This is a genomic window from Methylobacterium sp. J-043, assembly GCF_022829505.1.
GTDB classification, from domain to species: domain Bacteria; phylum Pseudomonadota; class Alphaproteobacteria; order Rhizobiales; family Beijerinckiaceae; genus Methylobacterium; species Methylobacterium extorquens_A.
Genome location: NZ_JAKSYB010000045.1, coordinates 169770 through 188013, shown reverse-complemented (window position 1 = coordinate 188013; position 18244 = coordinate 169770). Strand labels below are relative to the sequence as shown.

Genomic DNA, 18244 nt, shown 5'->3' with positions numbered 1-18244 from the left:
GGTTTCCGCGCGGCGAGATCACCCTCACCTCCGGTCCGTGAACGAAAAAAGCGCGGCGGACCTGTTCGGCCTGCCGCGCCCCGACTGCTAACTCGGTGACCGATCAGCGGCCGGCAAGCTGCCGGATCGCGCTGCGGCCGGCATAGAGCGCCTGGGCGCCGAGGCCCTCCTCGATGCGGATGAGCTGGTTGTACTTGGCCAGTCTGTCCGAGCGGGCGAGCGAGCCGGTCTTGATCTGCCCGCAATTCGTCGCGACCGCGAGGTCGGCGATGGTCGAATCTTCGGTCTCGCCGGAGCGGTGCGACATCACCGCGGTGTAGCCGGCGCGCTGAGCCATATCGACCGCGGCCAGGGTCTCGGTGAGCGAGCCGATTTGGTTGACCTTCACCAGAATCGAGTTGGCCGTGCCCGTCTCGATGCCGCGGGCGAGGCGCTCGACATTGGTGACGAACAGGTCGTCGCCGACGAGCTGCACGCGGCTGCCGATCCGGTCGGTCAGCAGCTTCCAGCCCTCCCAGTCATCCTCCGACATGCCGTCCTCGATCGAGAGGATCGGGTAGGCCTCGGTCAGCTTGGCAAGGTAATCGACCTGGGCCTCGATCGAGCGGGTCTGGCCCTCGCCCTCGTAGCGGTAGGCGCCGTCCTTGAAGAACTCCGTGGCGGCGCAGTCGAGCGCCAGAACCACGTCGCTGCCGGGCTTGAACCCGGCGGCGTTGATCGACTCCATGACGAAGTCGAGCGCGGCTTCCGCCGACGGCAGGTTCGGGGCGAAGCCGCCCTCGTCGCCGACATTGGTGTTGTGGCCGGCCTTCTTCAGGGCGCTCTTGAGGGTGTGGAAGATCTCGGCGCCCATCCGCACCGCGTCGGAGAGCGAGGTGGCGCCGACCGGCATCACCATGAATTCCTGGAAGTCGATCGGGTTGTCGGCATGCGCCCCGCCGTTGACGATGTTCATCATCGGCACCGGAAGCACCCGGCCCTGCACGCCGCCGACATAGCGGTAGAGCGGCAGGCCGGCAGTCTCGGCCGCCGCCTTGGCCACCGCGAGCGAGACGCCGAGGATGGCGTTGGCGCCGAGCCGCGCCTTGTTGGGGGTGCCATCGAGGGCGATCATCGCCTCGTCGACGGCGACCTGGTCCTCGGCATCCATGCCGCCGATCGCGTCGAGGATCTCGCTCTGCACCGCATCGACGGCCTTGAGCACGCCCTTGCCGTTGTAGCGGCCCTTGTCGCCGTCCCGCAGCTCGACCGCCTCATGGGCGCCGGTGGAGGCGCCGGAGGGGACCGCGGCGCGGCCGAAGGAGCCGTCCTCCAGCAGGACATCGACCTCGACGGTGGGGTTGCCACGGCTGTCGAGAATCTCGCGGGCGGCGATATTGGTGATCGCGGTCATGGGCGCTCCTTGGCGGCGCGTCGCGGCGGGGTCGTCTCGCGGATGCCGTCGAGGCCCGCGCGTCCTGCGACGCTCTGCGTTGCGGGCTTATCCGCCAACCTCGGGATACGGGCAAGCGCTCGACCGGCCCCTGGGGTCAAGCAAGTTTCACAAAATCCGCTCGATGCCACAATTTTTTTGGTCAGAACGTTCCCCGGAACCGGTCCCTGGAACGGTTCTGAGCGCGGAGGATCCCTGGCATTCGCCCGGTGCCATAGGCGCGGGTGGCGCCGCCGGGTATAGGCACGCATGGATTCGATCGAGACCCACGCCCAGCAACTCGGACGGCAGACACCGCTGCCGGCCTCACCCGAGGCCGCGCAGCTCGACCGCGTGCCTAACCCCCACGCCGACACCGATTATCTTGCCCGCTTCACCGCGCCGGAATTCACCTCGCTATGCCCGGTGACGGGCCAGCCGGATTTCGCGACGCTTGTCATCGACTACGTGCCGGACCGCTGGCTCGTGGAATCCAAATCGCTGAAGCTCTACCTCGGCGCCTTCCGCAACCACGGCGCGTTCCACGAGGATTGCACCGTGGGGATCGGGCGCCGGCTTGTCGCGGTGCTCGAACCGCGCTGGCTGCGCATCGGCGGCTACTGGTATCCGCGCGGCGGGATTCCGATCGACGTGTTCTGGCAGACGGGCGAGCCGCTCAAATCCGTCTGGCTGCCGGATCAGGGGGTCGCGCCCTATCGCGGCCGGGGTTGAGCGATTGTGCCGCTGCCGTCAGTGCTGCTCGGCCAACACGCGGACGGTGCGCGCGATGAACCGTTCCTGGGCCTCGATCGGCCCGCCATGGATGACGGCGACAGCCTCCAGCATTCGCTCCAGAACGTCGCGCTCGGAGCCGTCAAGCTTGTCCCGCAGGAGCGGCGCGAGGTGATCGACGGCGGTGTTGGCGTCGGAGGCCTGGGCGGCGGCGTGACGGATATAGGCCATACGCGTCCCGTGGTCGTCGTCGGGCCCGGTGATCGTGCGCATCTCGGCTTCGATCGCGGCCTCCTGCTCCGGGGTCGGGGTGCCACGAGAGAGGGCCACCAGCATCATCAGCACGCCGGCCGCGTCGGCCGGATCGCGGATCGCGCGTAGCGGCGCAGCCCGGAAGGCAGCCTCACTCTTCGCCCTGAGCTTCGCGTTGCGCCGATCACCGAGGAAGTGGTCGAGCTGCGCCATCCCGTTGCCGTAGATGAAATAGTACATCAGGCCGGTCATGAACGCCCCGACGACGGCCGCGATGACAGGCATGATTCCCCCATAGCTGTTGCGATGCGGGATAAGGTGTCGCATCGGCGGCGGGGGTGCAATCCCGGCGTGCATTTCGCTCCGTGCCCATGGTGAACTCTCGACGGATCTGAAACACGGCACGCACGAAAAAGGCGGCCGGTTGCCCGGCCGCCTGTCGGCATCAGATGAGGCTCAGGCCTCAGTAGCCGTAATCGTAGCCGCCGCCGTAGGCCGGACGACCATAGTAGCTGTCGCGGGCATAGGCGTCGCGCGCCGCGCCGGCGGCGATCGCGCCAGCCGCGAGACCGGCAATACCGAGGCCCACGGCCGCGCCGGTGCCGATGCCGCGGCGGCGACCGCCGCCGTAATAGGCACCCCGGCCGTAGCCGCCGCCATGATAATGGCCGTGGTGATGGCCGTAGCCGCGGCCGTAGGGGCGTGCATCGGCGGAGGTGGCGGTGAGCGTGCCGACCGAGATCAGGGCGGCGGTGACGAGGGCGAGCTTACGCATAGCGTCCTTTCCGATTCAGAAGCATCTTGCGAGAAACGTCTTGGCGTTCAAACACCCGAGCTTTGCCGGAAGTTCCCGCGCACTCCGATCGGGGTCGAAGTCTGAACGCGGAGCCGCGTTGTTCTCGATTGGCTGCGAAGATCGCGCCTTTCGCCTGAACGAAACCTGAAACCGGTCCGTTCGCGCACGCCCTACGCCTTGGCGAGACGGTCGAATGCCATCAGCGTTTCGACCAGCGCCGGCAGGTCGGACAGCGCCACCATGTTCGGCCCGTCGGAGGGGGCTCGGTCGGGATCGGGATGGGTCTCGATAAACACGCCCGCCACGCCCACCGCCACCGCGGCGCGGGCGAGCACCGCGACGAACTCCCGCTGCCCGCCGGAAGTGGCGCCCTGCCCGCCTGGCTGCTGCACCGAGTGCGTGGCGTCGAACACCACCGGTGCGCCGCCGGTGACGCGGGCCATGATCGGCAGCGAGCGCATGTCGGAGACGAGGGTGTTGTAGCCGAAGGAGGCGCCGCGCTCGGTAACGATGACGTTGGGGTTGCCGGCCTCGGTGACCTTGGACGCGACATGGGCCATGTCCCAAGGCGCGAGGAACTGACCCTTCTTGACGTTGACCGCCCGGCCCGTGGCGGCGGCGGCGAGCAGAAGGTCCGTCTGGCGGCAGAGGAAGGCCGGGATCTGCAGGATGTCGACGGCTTGCGCTGCCCGCGCGCATTGCTCGGCCTCGTGCACGTCGGTGAGCACGGGCAGCCCGAGGCTCTCGCGGATCTCGGCGAAGACCGGCAGCGCCTCGTCGAGGCCGACGCCGCGGGCGGTGCGGCCGGAGGTGCGGTTGGCCTTGTCGAAGGACGATTTGAACACGAGGCCGATGCCGAGCCGGCCCGCCATCTCCTTGAGGGCGGCAGCGACTTCGAGGGCGTGGGTTCGCCCTTCGAGCTGGCACGGGCCGGCGATCAGCGCCAGCGGCAGATGGTTGGCGAAGGCGACGCCGCCGGTCTGGACGACGGAGCCGGAAGTTTGTGCGGTCTCGGGCATAGGGCCCGTCTAGCCCGGCGCCGCCGCGCGGGAAAGACCGCGGCTCGGCCTCTCCGCCGCCAGACGGCACAGGCTGCCGACGCCGAAGCCGTCCGGCCGGTCGCCGGGATCACAGCGCACCACCGCGCCGCCGACGCGGCCGAGCTGCGGCGCGCCGGTGAGCAGGCTGTCCTGGTGCAGGCGCTGGGCAAGCGTCTCGACGGAGTCGGCCGGCGCGCCGGCCAGCGTATGCGCGGCGAGCCCGATCAGGACGAAGAACCCGCGCGGCGGCTCGCGAAGATCCGAGCGGAACGCGAGCCGCCGCGGTGTCGCGCAATCGAGGCTCATCCGGTCGGCGTCGGCGGCGCGGAACACGACGGTGGCGCCGCTGCTTCCGGCCAGGGCGACGCCCGTTTCCCGGATCAACCGCACGGTCAGCCCATCGCAGGAATCCGCTTGCGCGGCTGTGCCGAGGGCGAAAACAAGGGCGAGGCCGGCAAGGTGAGTGCGCAGGGTCATGCCGCGATCCATAGCACGGGCGCGCCTCAAGCCGCTTCGCCGAGCATGGCGCGTCGCTGCCGGTCCAGCTCTTCGCTGTAGCGTTTGAGCGTGTGGCTCTCGGTCAACAATCCGATGACCCGGCGGCTCTGCGAACCGTCAAGCACGGCGAGTTCTTCGCTCTCAGCTCCATCGAAGGCGGTCGCGGCCTGCTTGACGGTCATGTCGGCAAGTAGAAACGAACCGGGGTAGCGCACGACGTCGGCGAGCCGGGGCGTCTCGCCGCCATTCTCGGCCGCCCGCGCGTGCGCCTCAGGCACGAGCACGATACCGGCATAGCGATCGTGTTCGTCCACGATGACCACTCGCGACGGCGAGCCGAGGGGATGCGCGCGCAGGAACGTCGCCATCGGGGTGTCGAGGGGCACCGGCCGGATGTCCTTGCGCATCATCCGCCCGACCGTCAGGGAGCGCATCCAGCCGACATCGTGGGCACTGCGGATACTTTCCCCGCGCAGGTGGAAGCGCCAGGTGGCGAAGGAGTAGCCGAAGGTCTTCCGCACCGTGAGCGACGAGGCGATCACCGAAGCGAGCACGAGCCCGGTCACGGGGAAGCTGCCCGTCATCTCCATGGCGAGGAAGGTCATGGTGAGCGGGCCGCCGACGATGGCGACGGCAAAGGCGCTCATGCCGATCACGGCATAGCCGACCGGAGCGAGGCCGAACCCCTCGAAGCCGGGCCAGACCATCGGCGCGAGCCCGGCGAACAGGCGGCCCACCAGCGCGCCGAGAAACAATGATGCGAAGAACAGGCCGCCGCGGAAGCCTGACCCGATCGACATCGCGGAGGCCGCGGCCTTGGCGACAATGAGGCCGGCGAGCGATCCGAGCCCCACCGCCGCCTCGGGCGCGAGGGTGATGTGGAGCGCGCCATGCCCGGCCGCGAGCACCTGAGGGGTCGTCGCGAGCGCTAGCCCGCCGACGCACAGCCCGCCGAGGACGGGCCGCAGCGGCGCGGGCAGGCGCGAGGCGCGAAAGCCCTGCTCCACCAGCGTCACGCCGCGCATCAGCAGCACCGCCAGGCCGGCGCAGACGAGGCCGAGGACGAGGCACGGCAGCGTGTCGCCCGCCACCAAAGCCGTATCCTTGGCCAGCGCCAGGGAACCGACATCGACCAGGGCGACCTGGGGGGTAAGCGCCCGCGCCACAAGGCTTCCGCACAGGGCCGCGACGACGACGGGAGCGAGGGTCGCGATTGTGTAGGTGCCGATGATGAGTTCGAACGCGTAGAACGCGCCGGTCAGGGGCGAGCCGAATGCGGCGGCGATGGCAGCGGCCGAGCCGCAGCCGACTAAGGTACGCAAGTCCGAACGCCGCATCTCGAAGGCGATGCCGAGCCGCGAGGCGATCCCCGCCGCGACCTGGGTGTACCCTGCCTCCAGCCCGACCGAGGCGCCGCAGCCGTTCGAGACCACGTTCTGCGCTGCCACGTCGAGGGAGTCGCGCAGCGACATCCGCCCCCCATGCAGTGCGTTGGCCTCGATCGGATCGACCACTGCACGCTTGGCCTTGCCGCGCCCCCTCGTTGCGATAAGGAGCAGCAGGCCTAGGATCGCTCCGCCGAGCGCCGGAGCCAGGAACGGAACCCCCATCAGCCCCTCGGCCGGAAGGTCCGTCAGGCTGCTGAGGCGCTGGCCCGCGGGGAGGCGATAGAGGATTTCGCGCAGGAACTGGGTGGCGCCGCTCATGGCGACGACGACGAGCCCCCCGACGCATCCCGTAACGGCGGCGAGGCCCACGAGGGCGATCTCGTTCCCCCGCACCCAGGCTCGAAGCCGGACCGGAGCCTGGACGAGCGGGGCGGTGGTGGGCGGAGACGGGCTCATCGCACTCGCGGAGGCTGGGGCCGGATCGCAGACCATGGCGGCCATGCGCCCGCGGTCTAACATCGGTGGATCGGTGGTGCGAACCGCGAAGAGGCGCATTGAAGGCGCTTGAAATGCCGCGAGCCTCGGGATAAGTCCCCCCTCACGTGCCGCCGTAGCTCAGTTGGTTAGAGCACTAGATTGTGGATCTAGGGGTCCCCCGTTCGAGCCGGGGCGGTGGTACCATACAATTCAGTGAGTTAGCCGGGGTCTGAGTCATCGCTCAGGCCCCGGTTTGCTGTTCAGTCGGCAAATATCGTTCAGCTATCGTTCCGCCTTCCAGTTCGGATCGATGCCCTGCTCGACGAGCCAGACGTCCATTTTCGCTTCGTTGCGGCGGATCGCGAAGGCTGTATGTTCCCGGCATGGGTGAGGTGGCGGAGGTTTCCGCGGCGGTTGTTCAGCCCGTCCCCATCGCGGTCGTCGATCTCGGCGCAGTCAACGACTCCCAGAACCTGCTGGTGCACGAAGATGAAGCCCCCACCCTCTCGGCGCGACCGTCGGCGCTTGGCGTAGACGTGAGCGAACGGGGCGCCCGATGCGGGTAACAGCGGAAGCGCGAGAGAGTGACAAAGTCTCCCTCATCGACCTCGGCACAGATCCCCTTGTTGCGCTCAGCCTCTACTGAGAGAGTGATGGGTCGGCGGGGAGCACAGGTTCGACGTGGCGTAGAGCACCCCGGTAGCTCGCTGGGCTCACAACCTGAGAGTCGCCGATTCAAATCCGACCGCCGCAACCAGTTTCAGAATGGAAGCGGGGGCCGAAGCCCTCACCCCAGACCCGGACCGCCTTGAACTTTGTGATCTGGTACGCAGAGACCGGGTGATCGATGCAGCGCCGAGATTGATCTGCCGACCGGATGCGACCGATGGAAGCTAGAGCATCGTCTTGGATCTCGGATCCAGGACGATGCTCTAACCTTTCGCTTTTTCATCATCTTTTTCCGAAAGCTGGAAGCCAACTTTCGGGATGATGCTCTAGGCGTAAGCATCGACGATTTTGCCGGCTCTATCTGCCTTGCACGTCAGTACGCCTTGTCGCACCTCGTGGTTCTCGCCCTTCTTGAGACTTGCATAAATTAGGCGAAAACCGACTCGTGCGGCGGAACCGCCGTTCGTTCGCCTTTCAGGACCAGCCGATGCGGCATCAATCCGTATGGCCCCCAGCTTCCTTGCTGATTTAGCGACCGTCGAACGACAAGAATTTACCAGAGAGTTTCGGCCCGGCGTTTTTGGCAGCGGCGCGAATACGTAGCGTAACGCAACTTTCGTGCCTCGCACTTTTCCATATTTCGGCAGCCGGACCACTATTGTCCGCTCACCCTTCGCCCGCGAGGCGGCGGAAGAAAGGCTCAACTGCCACGGCATCGTCCATGTCGCGTATGTTTTCAGTCTCGGCGTTGAGTGACCCGGCCGAGCATTCGCTTCGCCGGCTCCGACCGCAAGCATTAAGCAGGCAGCCCAGGTGCTGTTGATGACGGTGGCCAAAATTTTCGCGTGCATTTGTCGGATCCTATACATTTTGCAGGATGATCTGTCCGTCTAGTGCGGCGTTGGTCGTAGGAGGGATGGCAACGTGAAGTTTCTTAGTCGATCCGCTCTGGCGAGATGCGGAAGTGCTGGTCTGGCTTCGCGCCGTAATTTGCTGAAACCAATTCCTGTGTGCGATCGAGTGCGAGGCCGTAGCGGTTTCGATCTTTCGCTGGTTCTCGCCGCCTCGCTAGTTGGTTCGCCCTGCGTCGGACGGCCCGCCTCGCGATAGGAGCCGGCATCAGACGAGGCTCCCGTTCGGACACCTCCGGGACTTCGATCGATTGGTGGGCCCTCTTCGCTCGCAGCGTTGTGCGCCGTAACCTCGACCGAAAGGTTTGCGTCCGTGATGAGCGGCTTCGGGGGAGCCAGGATCCGCACGGTCGGCCCCTGCGGTAGGGATATGCGAGCATGGCGGGGGACTGACACGGCGGGCGAAATGCCTGGGCTGCTCACGATCGCCGCGACTTCAATAGCATCGCCGTTCAATGTTGATGCTGAACTAGGCGAGGCATCCGTTTCAGCAAATTTCTCTGGGGCAAGGACGGTGACGGTCTCGGTAAGCGGGATGTCCAGCAATTTGCGCAACCCCGCTGAAGGCGTGGCGGGTGCTGGGCTCATCGGGGAATGAGTCGCCTGACGATCTGTCGTGTCGAGGGTATCTTGTTGCCGTCTAAACTCGATGAGAGCAGTGATCCCGCACACCAGAGTTAAAGCGGCTACGCCGCACTTCGCGTATGGCCATGCCGTGCGCCGATCGTTAGATGCAAAACTTTCCTGACTGAGCGTCGGTGACTGACTTACTTCTCCCGTATCCGCATTTCCGCGGCAGATTTCACGATTGGCTTCAGTCGACAGCTCTGCCCCATCGGTGTGTCGATTCTCTGCCGGCTTCGCTTGCGTCGACCTTGTGCGGCGAGCGTCTCGCTCCTTGTCCAGTTGGTTGAGAAGCTGTGTGACCCAGAGACTGTCACCCGATGTTCCATTTTCGTGATTCGTAAAACCTGATCTAGAGTAGTGCGGCCGGAAATTTCCCACCCTGGTTGCGCCATCTGTGGCCTCGGAGTTCGCATCTTGTTGATCGACGTCCACACGCCGGGCACTTGAACGGTGCCGTGTCGGATTTTCTTTCCGATCACCGGTCATCGTCCTACTCCAAGAGTGTGCAGAGCAGTTGCTGCTGTAGGATCATCGGCCGGAGCCTGCAGAAGCTATAAGATCATCTCACGCCGGGTCAGATAGCTTGCATGGATGGGCTTGCCCTGCATTTACTCTTAAGTGGTATGAGGTCTGGGGATAGAGTCCGGAGATGATCGATCTCGTTGAAAACTCGTTCTCGGCCGAAATTAGGGCCTGTCGTCGTCTGAACGAATTGCGAAGTCTGGCGGTTTCTCGTTTTCAAGTGAGGAGACGTGATGCTGTCAGACGCGCAGTGGATTGAGTTGGAGCCGTTGACTGAAGCCTGTCGCCCGAAGGCCAAGCACCGCCCAACATGCCGAATTGTTGCTGGATCGCGTCCGGCGGCGCCTGCCTCGTGCTTTTCGCCCTCTACTTCGGCGCGGTCGCCGGGGCCCGGCGCTGGTCCTGCGAGGTGCTACCACCATCGGCACCCCGCGCGCCGCCCGGCTCGAGCTTCTCCATGGCCCGCACGATCGATTATGAGGACGAGTGCGAGTTGAACTACGAGCGCCTGCTTCTGTCGGACGTGCCAGGACCGAGGGGCGCCTTCCGCAGAGTGAACCTCGAAGACGTCTATTTCCGTAGGCCGCCGTGGGAGTTGGGCCGTAGGCCATTGTACAGCCAGGAGCACATCCCCGACGACTTCCGATGCGGCCCTGCGCGGATCGTCGATAGCTCCTCGGCTGCCCGCAGCTCGCTCCAGCGGTTGTTCTAGCGGCAGCGGCGGGGCTACGCTTAACGGTCGATTGTTCGGGATCGACGCCGCTGCCATAGCCATCTTCGCCACTCGTCCGGACATCAACCTCGCAACCGAACGGGCCCGGCCCGGTGTCGGGAAATGGTGGCGGACGGAGGTGCTTGGGATCGGCGGACCGCCTCCAGGGTGAGGTGTGGGGGAACTGCGTCAATATGGACGAAGGTTTTCAACTCTGCCCGCCCCAATGCACGCGAATAACTAGCGTACAATTCGTTATCGCCGACTGACGTCTACGGGCGTCGACGACTGAGAGAGGTTTGTGCTCTTGCCTTCATCGCAGGATTTAAACAGTGCCTCTCTATTACTTCGATGTGCACGATGGCACTCACATAACAGATAAAGTTGGCGTGGAACTTGAAGACTTTGAGGCGGCGAAGTTGCATGCAATGCACGTAGCCGCGATCCATTCGGTAAATCCGAAAATGATCGGAAGCAATGGCGGGGCAATGGTCATCGTCATTCGTCGGCCCGATAATACAGTAATGGCAAGTGTACGAATGTCGTTCAATATAAATATCGAGAAAAGAGAAACATAAAGCACGAGCGATCCTGTAGGCGATCAAAAGTGAGGTTTTGGATTCGGCAATTATATATTTATTGCTTTGTCGGTCCGAACTTATCTGCTCAGGCGTTACCCCTCCGGGAGGTTGCTCAGTCCCACTCTGGAATGTGGGATTGACCAAATGGCTGCGAACCCCGAATGGCCGGCGACGGGCCAATGGATGAGTATCCGCGTTGTGCTGCGCTCGGAGCGCCCGCGAGCCTTCTGCAACCATTGTCTGTCGGGCATGCTCACGATTCTTTACGAAGACGTGGTTCGAGAGACGAGCCGTCTCATGGAAGGGGCACCTACCAGCGTCGAAAAGGCCGCTGCTTTCGATGCCGAAGCACCAAGCGATACGTCATTCGCGATTTGACGCCCTAACACCGGGCCTTGCGATCGCAGGGGCTCGGGCGACGCGTCATCACGACATGCTTCGCCGTGCCGGAGGAATTCGAGCCGGGCGGCGGCGAGTACTACGCGGCGCCCGAATACGCCCGTAACCCGCTGCAGCGATACTACTGGCCGATCACACGGAGGCAGAACGTGGTCAAGGTTCAGATTGAACGAAAGCCGTGAGCGGCACATCGAAACAGGATGTGCGATCGAACGCTATGCAACATGCAATTGTCTGTGCAGTCTCGTTCCTTAGGCGGGCCCCCGCCGCTGGAGGCGCAGCATGGTCAGCACCAATCCGACAGCGAATGTGGAAAGCGATCCCCCGACTGATCGGTGTGAGCGCGCCCTCACTGAGGCGATCGGCGCTCTCGAAACCATCCGCGATGAAGGGCCCACGGCCGATCCGGCCTATCCGACCCACGGAGGGATTGAGGCGCACGATGCATGGGGTTTCGACTCGGCCTCGCACGAGCGCGCGGAGACCGCTCGGGGCACCCTGGCGGACGTAGAGGCGATCATGAAGGAGTGATCGGCCTGGGGGCGCTGATCCGGACTATCTACCCGCCGCAGCTCGTCTGCCTCATGCCCGCCCTCCAGCGGGCTTCGTAAGACCCAACTTGCCCCGCCGGCGCCCGCCGTGCGGGGTTTTTGTTGGCAGGCGTCGCGCGTCCAGCGCAGGTCAGGCCCGCCGGACTGAACGCCGCTGACGCCCGTCTACACTACGTCCGCCCATCAGCGGACCCTTCCATCTCGATATCCACCTTGCCCCGCCCGGCTCGCTGCGGCGGGGCTTTTTATGCGCCTACCCAAGCTGGGGCGCTACGCAGCACGTGTAGGGCCAAGCCAGCGAGAATGGCGCCAACACCGATCAGTACGAGAATGTCGCCGAGTGATGTAGGTTGTTTCATGGCCGTTCATTGCGGCTGAATGAGCCTGCGATCCATCAGAGAGTGGGTCTCTGACGCGTTTTTGATCTGGCGCTGTCATAGCTCCGCCCGGCTCAGCCGCGGCAGTGTTTTTTTGGTGTGCTCAAGGACCGTGGAGGTGATGCAGGCGCCGCGCGTGGAGCGGACCGCGCCGAAACGTGCCTCACCAGCGCACATCACTCTTGCTGGCTTTGCTCCGACTTGGTCTGGCTCAGCGCGATGAGGGCAGCGAACGCGCCGCCGGCTGATCCAAGAACGCCTGCCAGCGCGACGGCAATGGGAGGGAGTGGCGCAAGCTGCTGCGGCCACAGCAGCCAGAGAGTGCCAAGGGCGACGAGCCCACAGCATGCGCCGCTCAGCAGTGCGAAGACGACGCGTCGTCTGAGAAGTTGTTTGTTCATCCGTTGTATCTAGGGCGCGCTGAGATTTAATCGCGTCCCCTGCGCCGTCGTCGCGACCCGGCCGACATCGGCTATGACAGCCACGATCAGCTTAGAGATCACCTCCAACTCTTCGTGGATGCCTACAACCACCCCCGCCGCCTCAAGACGCTGCTACGAACACTTCTGCCAAGCTTGGACCAAAGAGACCCAACGCTTCAGGGTTGATCCGTCACACCACATCCTGGGACCGTACAGTTGGTCCGTACTCCCACCCCCTCCACTCCGCTATCGGCCCACAGAGCGCCGCGTGTCCGCACACACGGCGGCCAGCCCTTCCTTCACGACGCGAGAGCGGAACGCTGTGTCGGCTTCCCTGGTGGTCTGATCGAAATCCGGCTCCGACAGAGCCGTGGCGCAGGACTGGACGGCTCCCGCTGCCGCGCTCGCCCCGAACTCCTCCCGGCACTCGATTTCGGCGAAGGTGAGCGTCGAGACGGAGCGGACGGTGTCGTAGCAATCGCCTTGCGCCTTCGCAGAGACGCATGACGCCAGCATGATTGCCGTGACCAATCGCAGCACCGTTCGCCCCTCCGCTCGCCAGCGGCCATTTCGGCTCCGGCGCATCTTGACGCTACTGCCGCCCGCTTGTCGCGGGAAGGGGGCGGCTGCACGCTGTGCCAGCGCTGCGCGACCTTGTCCGTCACAGGACTTTGAGGTGCGGGAGGCTTCGAAAATAATCGTTGCTGCTCATGGGGTGCAGAAATCCCGCACCTAGGCAACCGGCGTTGACTTCGTTGGTTTATTTTACTTCATTTCCCAACACGCCTACCTTGCCCCGCCCGGCCCAGCCGCAGCGGGGTTTTTCGTTTCTGGCGCTGCTGGCTCGGCTCCTCCGAGGCTCGCCCCGCCGCATCGCCACCGATCATTTGGATCACCCTCTCAAACTCAGCGAGCGATGTCTTCGTGTGTGCGATGGAAGCTTCGGATGTCATGACTCGTTTTTGTTGTAGCTAACGCCCGGCATACGTTTAAGGTGATCCGGTCGCGGTCCGGATTATGGCTTTCCGCGGTTGAGAGACAGATGTGCTCCCGCCCAGCGAGCGGAGAGTCACATGCCGCGCTTTTTTTTCGACGTCCATGACGGTCACCACGAGCGCGACGACGAGGGTACCCTTTGTGACAACGTGCAGGCCGCGGCGCTGGAGGCCAAGATCCTGCTGCCCGCGATCGCAAGACACGAGGTGCCGAAGGATGGTGAGCGCCAAACCATTACGGTGCTGGTGACCGACGAGGACGGGCATCCCGTCTACTCTGCCGCTCTTTGCTTTGTGGGTACCTGGCTGCTTCGCTGACGCCGGCCGCGGCGCCTTCCCGCCCGAGCGCCTCGTAAATCGCCCGCACTGTCGTCTCGTCCAAGCCGAGGCCCTATTCGAACCGGAGCGGGCTGCGCAACTCGGCGGCGGATCGTTCGGTGGTCTGGGTCGCGCTCATGTCCGATCCTGCTCATGGAACGCTGCAGGGATCCCCCCCCCGGTTCGCGCCGGGGCGGTGGTACCATCGAACTTCGCATGGCCTGGAGGGGGGCGGCGCCGAGCCAGCCCCTTCTTCGTTTGGCTCGATCCAGGGCTGGCGCCTGTGAGCCGGTCGGACCCGCTTGCCAGACAAGCCGGGCTTCCCCTGCTGCTACGAGCCAGCGAGCAGGGGGCAGCGCCATGGCATCAGGTGGCGATCACCGGCTTCGCGATCGGCGAGCGCGTGAGCTGCTGGATTTCGCGCGGTGCCCGGCCGGCCTTCTGCGCGATTTCCGCCTCCTGCTCGGCGATGAGCTGACGCGCCGGCTCGTCACCGTCGAGCCCACCGAGAATTTCCATCGGGACACGCCGGTTCGAGGCGCGTGTGCCGTCTTCGAAGACAACGTCGAAGAGAACGAAGCCGCGCTGCTGCGGTAGAGATTTGGTGCGTTTGGACATGCCCGCTGATAGGCGGCCTTCAGCGGAAAGAGCAATGGCGGCGGACGCATGCGGGGTCGCACCCGGCGCCCGGCCGGGAAAGGCAGCGATGAACGATTGGGTGCACCTCGAAACCAGCGACGTGCCCGGCGGCGGCAAGAGCCTCGCTTTGATGCAGCGCGGCGGTGAATTCTCCATCGTCGTCGGCAACATCGAACTGATGAACAGCACGCGCGGCATCTCGGAGGAAGCTCTGGCCTCGCTGACCTGTGCCAGGCTGACGAGCCGGCCGGCGCCGCGTATCCTGATCGGCGGCCTCGGGATGGGCTTCACGCTTCGCGCCGCTTTGCGGGAATTCGGACCGGACGCGCGTATCGTCGTCGCCGAACTCGTGCCGGCGGTTGCCGCCTGGGCGCGGGGACCGCTTGCGCCCGTCTTCGCCGGCTGCCTGGACGATCCGCGCGTCGAACTGCGCGAGACGGACGTGACCCGCCTGATCCAGTCCGAGGCTGCCGGGTGGGATGCCATCCTCTTGGATGTGGATAACGGCCCGGAGGGGCTGCTGCGGCGCGCGAACAACCGACTCTACGACGAGTGGGGCCTAAAGCGGGCGCAATGGGCCTTGAAGCCCGGCGGCACGCTCGGCGTCTGGTCGGGGACGCCCGACCGCAAGTTCAAGGCACGGCTCCAGCGTCTCGGCTTCGCCGTCGAGGAGGTTCGTCGCCCGGCCAGCGGTTCGAGCGGGCCCCGCCATGTCATCTGGCTCGCAACGCCGCCCTGACGGCTTGGTGAACTGTCCGCGCACCGGGCCAAAATCCTTCGGCCGGGTACGCGATGTCTTGTCGCTCGGAGCCGATGCGGCTGTCGAGCTCGTCTGTGAGTCAGCGATCTGCCTTCTCGCCCGCCACGGCGCCGACGATGACATAGACCGCCGCGGCTTCCTGAACCTTGATCAGCGGATTCTCGAGGTTCATCGCGACGTCCGTCGCCAGAAAGAGCGATGGCACGCAACGTTCCGAAATGGCGGCGTGACGGGCTCCACGCCACGATCGCGGCGCGGTTCAAGCGGCCTTCCGACCGAGTGCCGTGACCAATTCGCGGATCGCGGCCGAGGGGACGGGGCGGCTGAACAGATAGCCTTGACCCTCGTCGCATCCTTCGAGGCGCAGCTGGTCGAGTTGGGCCTCCGTCTCGATGCCTTCGGCCGTGGTCGTCATGCCGAGGCTGCGGCCAAGGCCGACTACGGAACGCACGATCAGCCGCGCATTGCCGGTCGCGGCGAGGTTGCGCACGAAGGACTGATCGATCTTGATCTTGTCGAAGGGGAAGCTCTGCAGGTAGCTCAACGACGAGAAGCCGGTGCCGAAATCGTCCATCGCCACCCGCACGCCGAGGCGCTTCAGGGTGTGGAGCGTCGCCAGTGTCGTCACGCTGTCGTTGAGCAGCACCGATTCGGTGATTTCTAGCTCCAGCCGGTGCGCCGGCAATCCACTCGCGGCGAGCGCATCCATCACTGCCCGGACGACCGCGGCATTCCTGAACTGCGCGGCGGAGACGTTGACGGCCACGCCGATGCCGGCGGGCCAGGTCGCGGCCTCACTGCAAGCCTTGTGCAGCACCCATTCGCCAATTTCGCCGATGGTGCCCGTTTCCTCCGCCAGGGGAATGAAATCCGCGGGAGAGACATAGCCGCGCTCGGGATGCCTCCACCGCAGCAGCGCCTCGCAACTGGCGATCCGCTCCCGGTCGAGCTTGACGATCGGCTGGAACACGAGTTCGAACTCGCCGTTGCCGACGGCCTTCTTGAGATCGCTTTCCAGGGCCCGGCGCTTGCGCAGCTCGACGTCCATTCCCTCATCGAAGAACGACCAGCAGCCCCGTCCGGTCGCCTTGGCGCGGTAGAGCGCGAGATCGGCACTCTTGAGCAGCTTCTCCGGGCTCGTTCCGTGTTCGGGGGCGAGCGAGATTCCGATGCTGAGCCCCACCGTCACAGTGTGCCCATCAAGGAGGAAGGGCTGCTGGAAGGCCGCGATCAGGCGCTTGGCGAGGGCGCTCGCATCCCGCCGCGCATGCGTGCCGGCCTGGACGATGGCGAACTCGTCGCCCCCCAGCCGCGCCACGAGGTCGGTCTCGCGCAGGCAGCCTTGCAGCCGTTCCGCAACGCTGCGCAGCAGGCCGTCACCGATGGGATGGCCGAGCGTGTCGTTGACTTCCTTGAACCGGTCGAGATCGAGGCAGAGCGTGGCAAACCCGGCACCGTCCCCTTCGGCAAGACGCGCGGCGGCCTCCTCCAGGCGTTCGCCGAACACCATGCGGTTGGCGAGCCCCGTCAGCGCGTCCTTGCGCGCCATGGTGATGATCCGCGCTTCCGCCTCGTAGCGCTGGGTGACATCCTCGTAGGTGGCGATCCAACCGCCCTCCGCGGTCGGCTGCTGCTTGAGCGCGACGATGCAATCCGTCCGGATCGGGCAACAGAGTGACGCGCTCGACCCGCGTTGGAGCAGGGCCTCCTGCTCGATGAGGAGATCGATCGCGCGGCTGTTATCGGACGACGCTTCGACGAGACGGGCTACGTCTCGGATGGTCATGCCCGGCCGCAGCGCGCCGGCATCGACGCCGAACATGTCGCAGAAGCGGCGATTGTAGACGAGCAGGCCACCCTCCGAGTCGTAGAGGCAGAGCCCTTGGAGCATGTTGCTGAGAGCCGCGTCGAGCTGCGCGTTGCTGCGCTTGAGTTGGTCTTCCTGTTCTTTCAGCAGGGACACGTCGCTGCAGACGGCGACGAAGCCGCCCTCTCGTGTCGGACTGCGGCTGATGCGCAGCCAGCGCCCGTCGGCGGCATGCGTCTCTGCGGTCAGGGTGGCATTGCCGGGCATGGCGAGCAGGGCATCGGCGACGGCCGAACCCCTGGCCTCCGAGAGAGGGCGATGTCCGGGCTCGGCCTGATCGATCCCGAGCAAAGCTGCCGCCCGCGCGTTCGCGAGCACGATGCGGCCCCCGGCATCGACGACGACGATGCCTTCGATCGAACCCTGCACCGCGTCGGCCAGCAGGCTTTGGGCGGAGTGGCGCTGAGCGACCTCCTCCTGCATCATCGCCGCGATGTTGTCGCGCATGACCGCCATGGCGCGCAGCAAGGCGCCGAACTCGTCGTCGCCGCCCTCGGGCACGCGCACGGTCAACTCGCCGGCCGCGATGCGGCTCGCGACCGTCGAGGCGTCGGCCACCGGCCGTACGATCTGCCGTAGCAGGAGCAAGGCGACGATGCCCGAGAGAACGATTGCCAGAGAGGTCGCGAAGATGCTGAACCCCACGTCGCGGGCCACGTCCGCGCGGGCCGTCTGCCGATAGGAGAAGCCATCGCCGGCGGTGAAATTGATCAGGAGGTCGATATGCTGCTCGGCCACCGCCGCGTGGGCGTCGAGCGCCTGCCACACATCCACCGTCTGTTGATCGGGGCCGAACTCCCTTCGGGCGGCGAGCCAATGCGTTACGGCATCCTTGGCGGCGGCGGCTTCCCGCGTCGCGCGCTCTGATTGGGCTCGGTCCGCCGCGATCTCCAGGTCTTCCTCGAACGATTGCGTCAGCGCCTCGATCCGCGCCTCCAGCGTGCGCCGCTCGGAGCTATCGCCCGCGAGGCGGGCTCGGGCCACCGCAGCCTGGAGCATCGCGAGGTCGGTCGCGGCAGCCCGGGCGTAATTGATCGCCATCAGAGAGCGGTCGTAGGTTTTGTCGACCAGCGCACCGGTGGTCATGATGCCGAAGGCGGCGTAACCGCCGAGCGATGCCGTGATCGCGCTCAGCATCAGGAAGGCGAGGAAGATGCGGCCGCGAATCGTGCGACCACCGCGCAGCACGGCCTCGACGGCCGTGCGCCCCCGCGAAAAGCCAATTGGTTGGCGTGTAAGACTCATCGGGCAAACGCTCGCTTCTGGCGGCAAGCATGTCCGATAATCGTTAAGGTAATCT

General features: G+C 65.5%; 17 protein-coding genes, 1 tRNA gene and 1 pseudogene. 9 read left to right on the top strand and 10 right to left on the bottom strand.

The window, feature by feature from the left end:
- Positions 1-103 precede the first annotated feature (103 nt).
- Positions 104-1393: a phosphopyruvate hydratase gene (gene eno, locus MKK50_RS12290; protein WP_499022585.1), complete on the bottom strand. Its 1290-nt coding sequence runs from the start codon at positions 1391-1393 to the stop codon at positions 104-106.
- A gap of 288 nt (positions 1394-1681) precedes the next feature.
- On the opposite strand from eno, the gene queF reads away from it, so the two are divergent.
- Positions 1682-2143 (top strand): preQ(1) synthase, encoded by a 462-nt coding sequence (gene queF / locus MKK50_RS12285; RefSeq protein WP_253371749.1) that lies wholly within the window; start codon positions 1682-1684, stop codon positions 2141-2143.
- 18 nt (positions 2144-2161) lie between these two features.
- Here the strand turns inward: queF and MKK50_RS12280 are convergent, their stop codons facing one another.
- The 5 genes from MKK50_RS12280 to MKK50_RS12260 all read right to left on the bottom strand — a co-directional run bounded on the left by MKK50_RS12280 (position 2162) and on the right by MKK50_RS12260 (position 6672).
- Positions 2162-2680: a hypothetical protein gene (locus tag MKK50_RS12280; protein ID WP_499022582.1), complete on the bottom strand. Its 519-nt coding sequence runs from the start codon at positions 2678-2680 to the stop codon at positions 2162-2164.
- A 178-nt stretch (positions 2681-2858) separates the two neighbouring features.
- Positions 2859-3170, bottom strand: coding sequence for a hypothetical protein (locus MKK50_RS12275; RefSeq protein ID WP_253371752.1), 312 nt, complete (start codon positions 3168-3170; stop codon positions 2859-2861).
- A 191-nt stretch (positions 3171-3361) separates the two neighbouring features.
- The gene (kdsA, locus tag MKK50_RS12270) at positions 3362-4210 is read right to left on the bottom strand and encodes a 3-deoxy-8-phosphooctulonate synthase (RefSeq protein ID WP_499022580.1); all 849 of its coding nucleotides are present in this window, start codon (positions 4208-4210) and stop codon (positions 3362-3364) included.
- A gap of 9 nt (positions 4211-4219) precedes the next feature.
- Complete coding sequence (locus MKK50_RS12265) at positions 4220-4708, bottom strand: hypothetical protein (RefSeq protein WP_499022577.1); 489 nt, start codon at positions 4706-4708, stop codon at positions 4220-4222.
- A 26-nt stretch (positions 4709-4734) separates the two neighbouring features.
- The gene (locus tag MKK50_RS12260) at positions 4735-6672 is read right to left on the bottom strand and encodes a chloride channel protein (protein ID WP_499022573.1); all 1938 of its coding nucleotides are present in this window, start codon (positions 6670-6672) and stop codon (positions 4735-4737) included.
- Positions 6673-6721: 49 nt separating this feature from the next.
- On the opposite strand from MKK50_RS12260, the gene MKK50_RS12255 reads away from it, so the two are divergent.
- From MKK50_RS12255 to MKK50_RS12235, 5 genes are all read left to right on the top strand, one after another.
- A tRNA-His gene (locus tag MKK50_RS12255) sits at positions 6722-6798 on the top strand.
- Positions 6799-9633: 2835 nt separating this feature from the next.
- The gene (locus tag MKK50_RS12250) at positions 9634-10035 is read left to right on the top strand and encodes a hypothetical protein (RefSeq protein WP_499022737.1); all 402 of its coding nucleotides are present in this window, start codon (positions 9634-9636) and stop codon (positions 10033-10035) included.
- Between the two features lie 332 nt (positions 10036-10367).
- Positions 10368-10613 carry a DUF6894 family protein gene (locus tag MKK50_RS12245; protein WP_253371764.1) on the top strand — a complete coding sequence of 82 codons (246 nt, stop codon included), beginning with the start codon at positions 10368-10370 and terminating at the stop codon, positions 10611-10613.
- Positions 10614-10760: 147 nt separating this feature from the next.
- Entirely contained in the window at positions 10761-10994 is a 234-nt protein-coding gene (locus MKK50_RS12240) for a hypothetical protein (protein ID WP_499022570.1), read from the top strand.
- A 303-nt stretch (positions 10995-11297) separates the two neighbouring features.
- Positions 11298-11546 carry a hypothetical protein gene (locus MKK50_RS12235; protein ID WP_499022567.1) on the top strand — a complete coding sequence of 83 codons (249 nt, stop codon included), beginning with the start codon at positions 11298-11300 and terminating at the stop codon, positions 11544-11546.
- A gap of 573 nt (positions 11547-12119) precedes the next feature.
- Here the strand turns inward: MKK50_RS12235 and MKK50_RS12230 are convergent.
- Positions 12120-12344 carry a hypothetical protein gene (locus MKK50_RS12230; protein WP_253371769.1) on the bottom strand — a complete coding sequence of 75 codons (225 nt, stop codon included), beginning with the start codon at positions 12342-12344 and terminating at the stop codon, positions 12120-12122.
- Between the two features lie 72 nt (positions 12345-12416).
- Between MKK50_RS12230 and MKK50_RS12225 the strand changes: the two are divergent.
- A pseudogene (locus MKK50_RS12225) lies at positions 12417-12582 on the top strand (IS481 family transposase); the annotation flags it as partial.
- A 29-nt stretch (positions 12583-12611) separates the two neighbouring features.
- Here MKK50_RS12225 and MKK50_RS12220 read toward each other — a convergent pair.
- Complete coding sequence (locus MKK50_RS12220) at positions 12612-12905, bottom strand: hypothetical protein (RefSeq protein WP_499022565.1); 294 nt, start codon at positions 12903-12905, stop codon at positions 12612-12614.
- 533 nt (positions 12906-13438) lie between these two features.
- Here MKK50_RS12220 and MKK50_RS12215 point away from each other — a divergent pair.
- Entirely contained in the window at positions 13439-13678 is a 240-nt protein-coding gene (locus MKK50_RS12215; protein ID WP_253371773.1) for a DUF6894 family protein, read from the top strand.
- Positions 13679-14044: 366 nt separating this feature from the next.
- Here MKK50_RS12215 and MKK50_RS12210 read toward each other — a convergent pair whose 3' ends face one another.
- A complete protein-coding gene (locus tag MKK50_RS12210) occupies positions 14045-14296 on the bottom strand; it encodes a hypothetical protein (protein WP_004446489.1) in 252 nt (83 codons plus the stop codon).
- A gap of 88 nt (positions 14297-14384) precedes the next feature.
- On the opposite strand from MKK50_RS12210, the gene MKK50_RS12205 reads away from it, so the two are divergent.
- Complete coding sequence (locus MKK50_RS12205; protein WP_499022561.1) at positions 14385-15056, top strand: spermidine synthase; 672 nt, start codon at positions 14385-14387, stop codon at positions 15054-15056.
- Between the two features lie 280 nt (positions 15057-15336).
- Here the strand turns inward: MKK50_RS12205 and MKK50_RS12200 are convergent, their stop codons facing one another.
- The gene (locus MKK50_RS12200; RefSeq protein ID WP_499022558.1) at positions 15337-18189 is read right to left on the bottom strand and encodes an EAL domain-containing protein; all 2853 of its coding nucleotides are present in this window, start codon (positions 18187-18189) and stop codon (positions 15337-15339) included.
- Positions 18190-18244 lie beyond the last annotated feature (55 nt).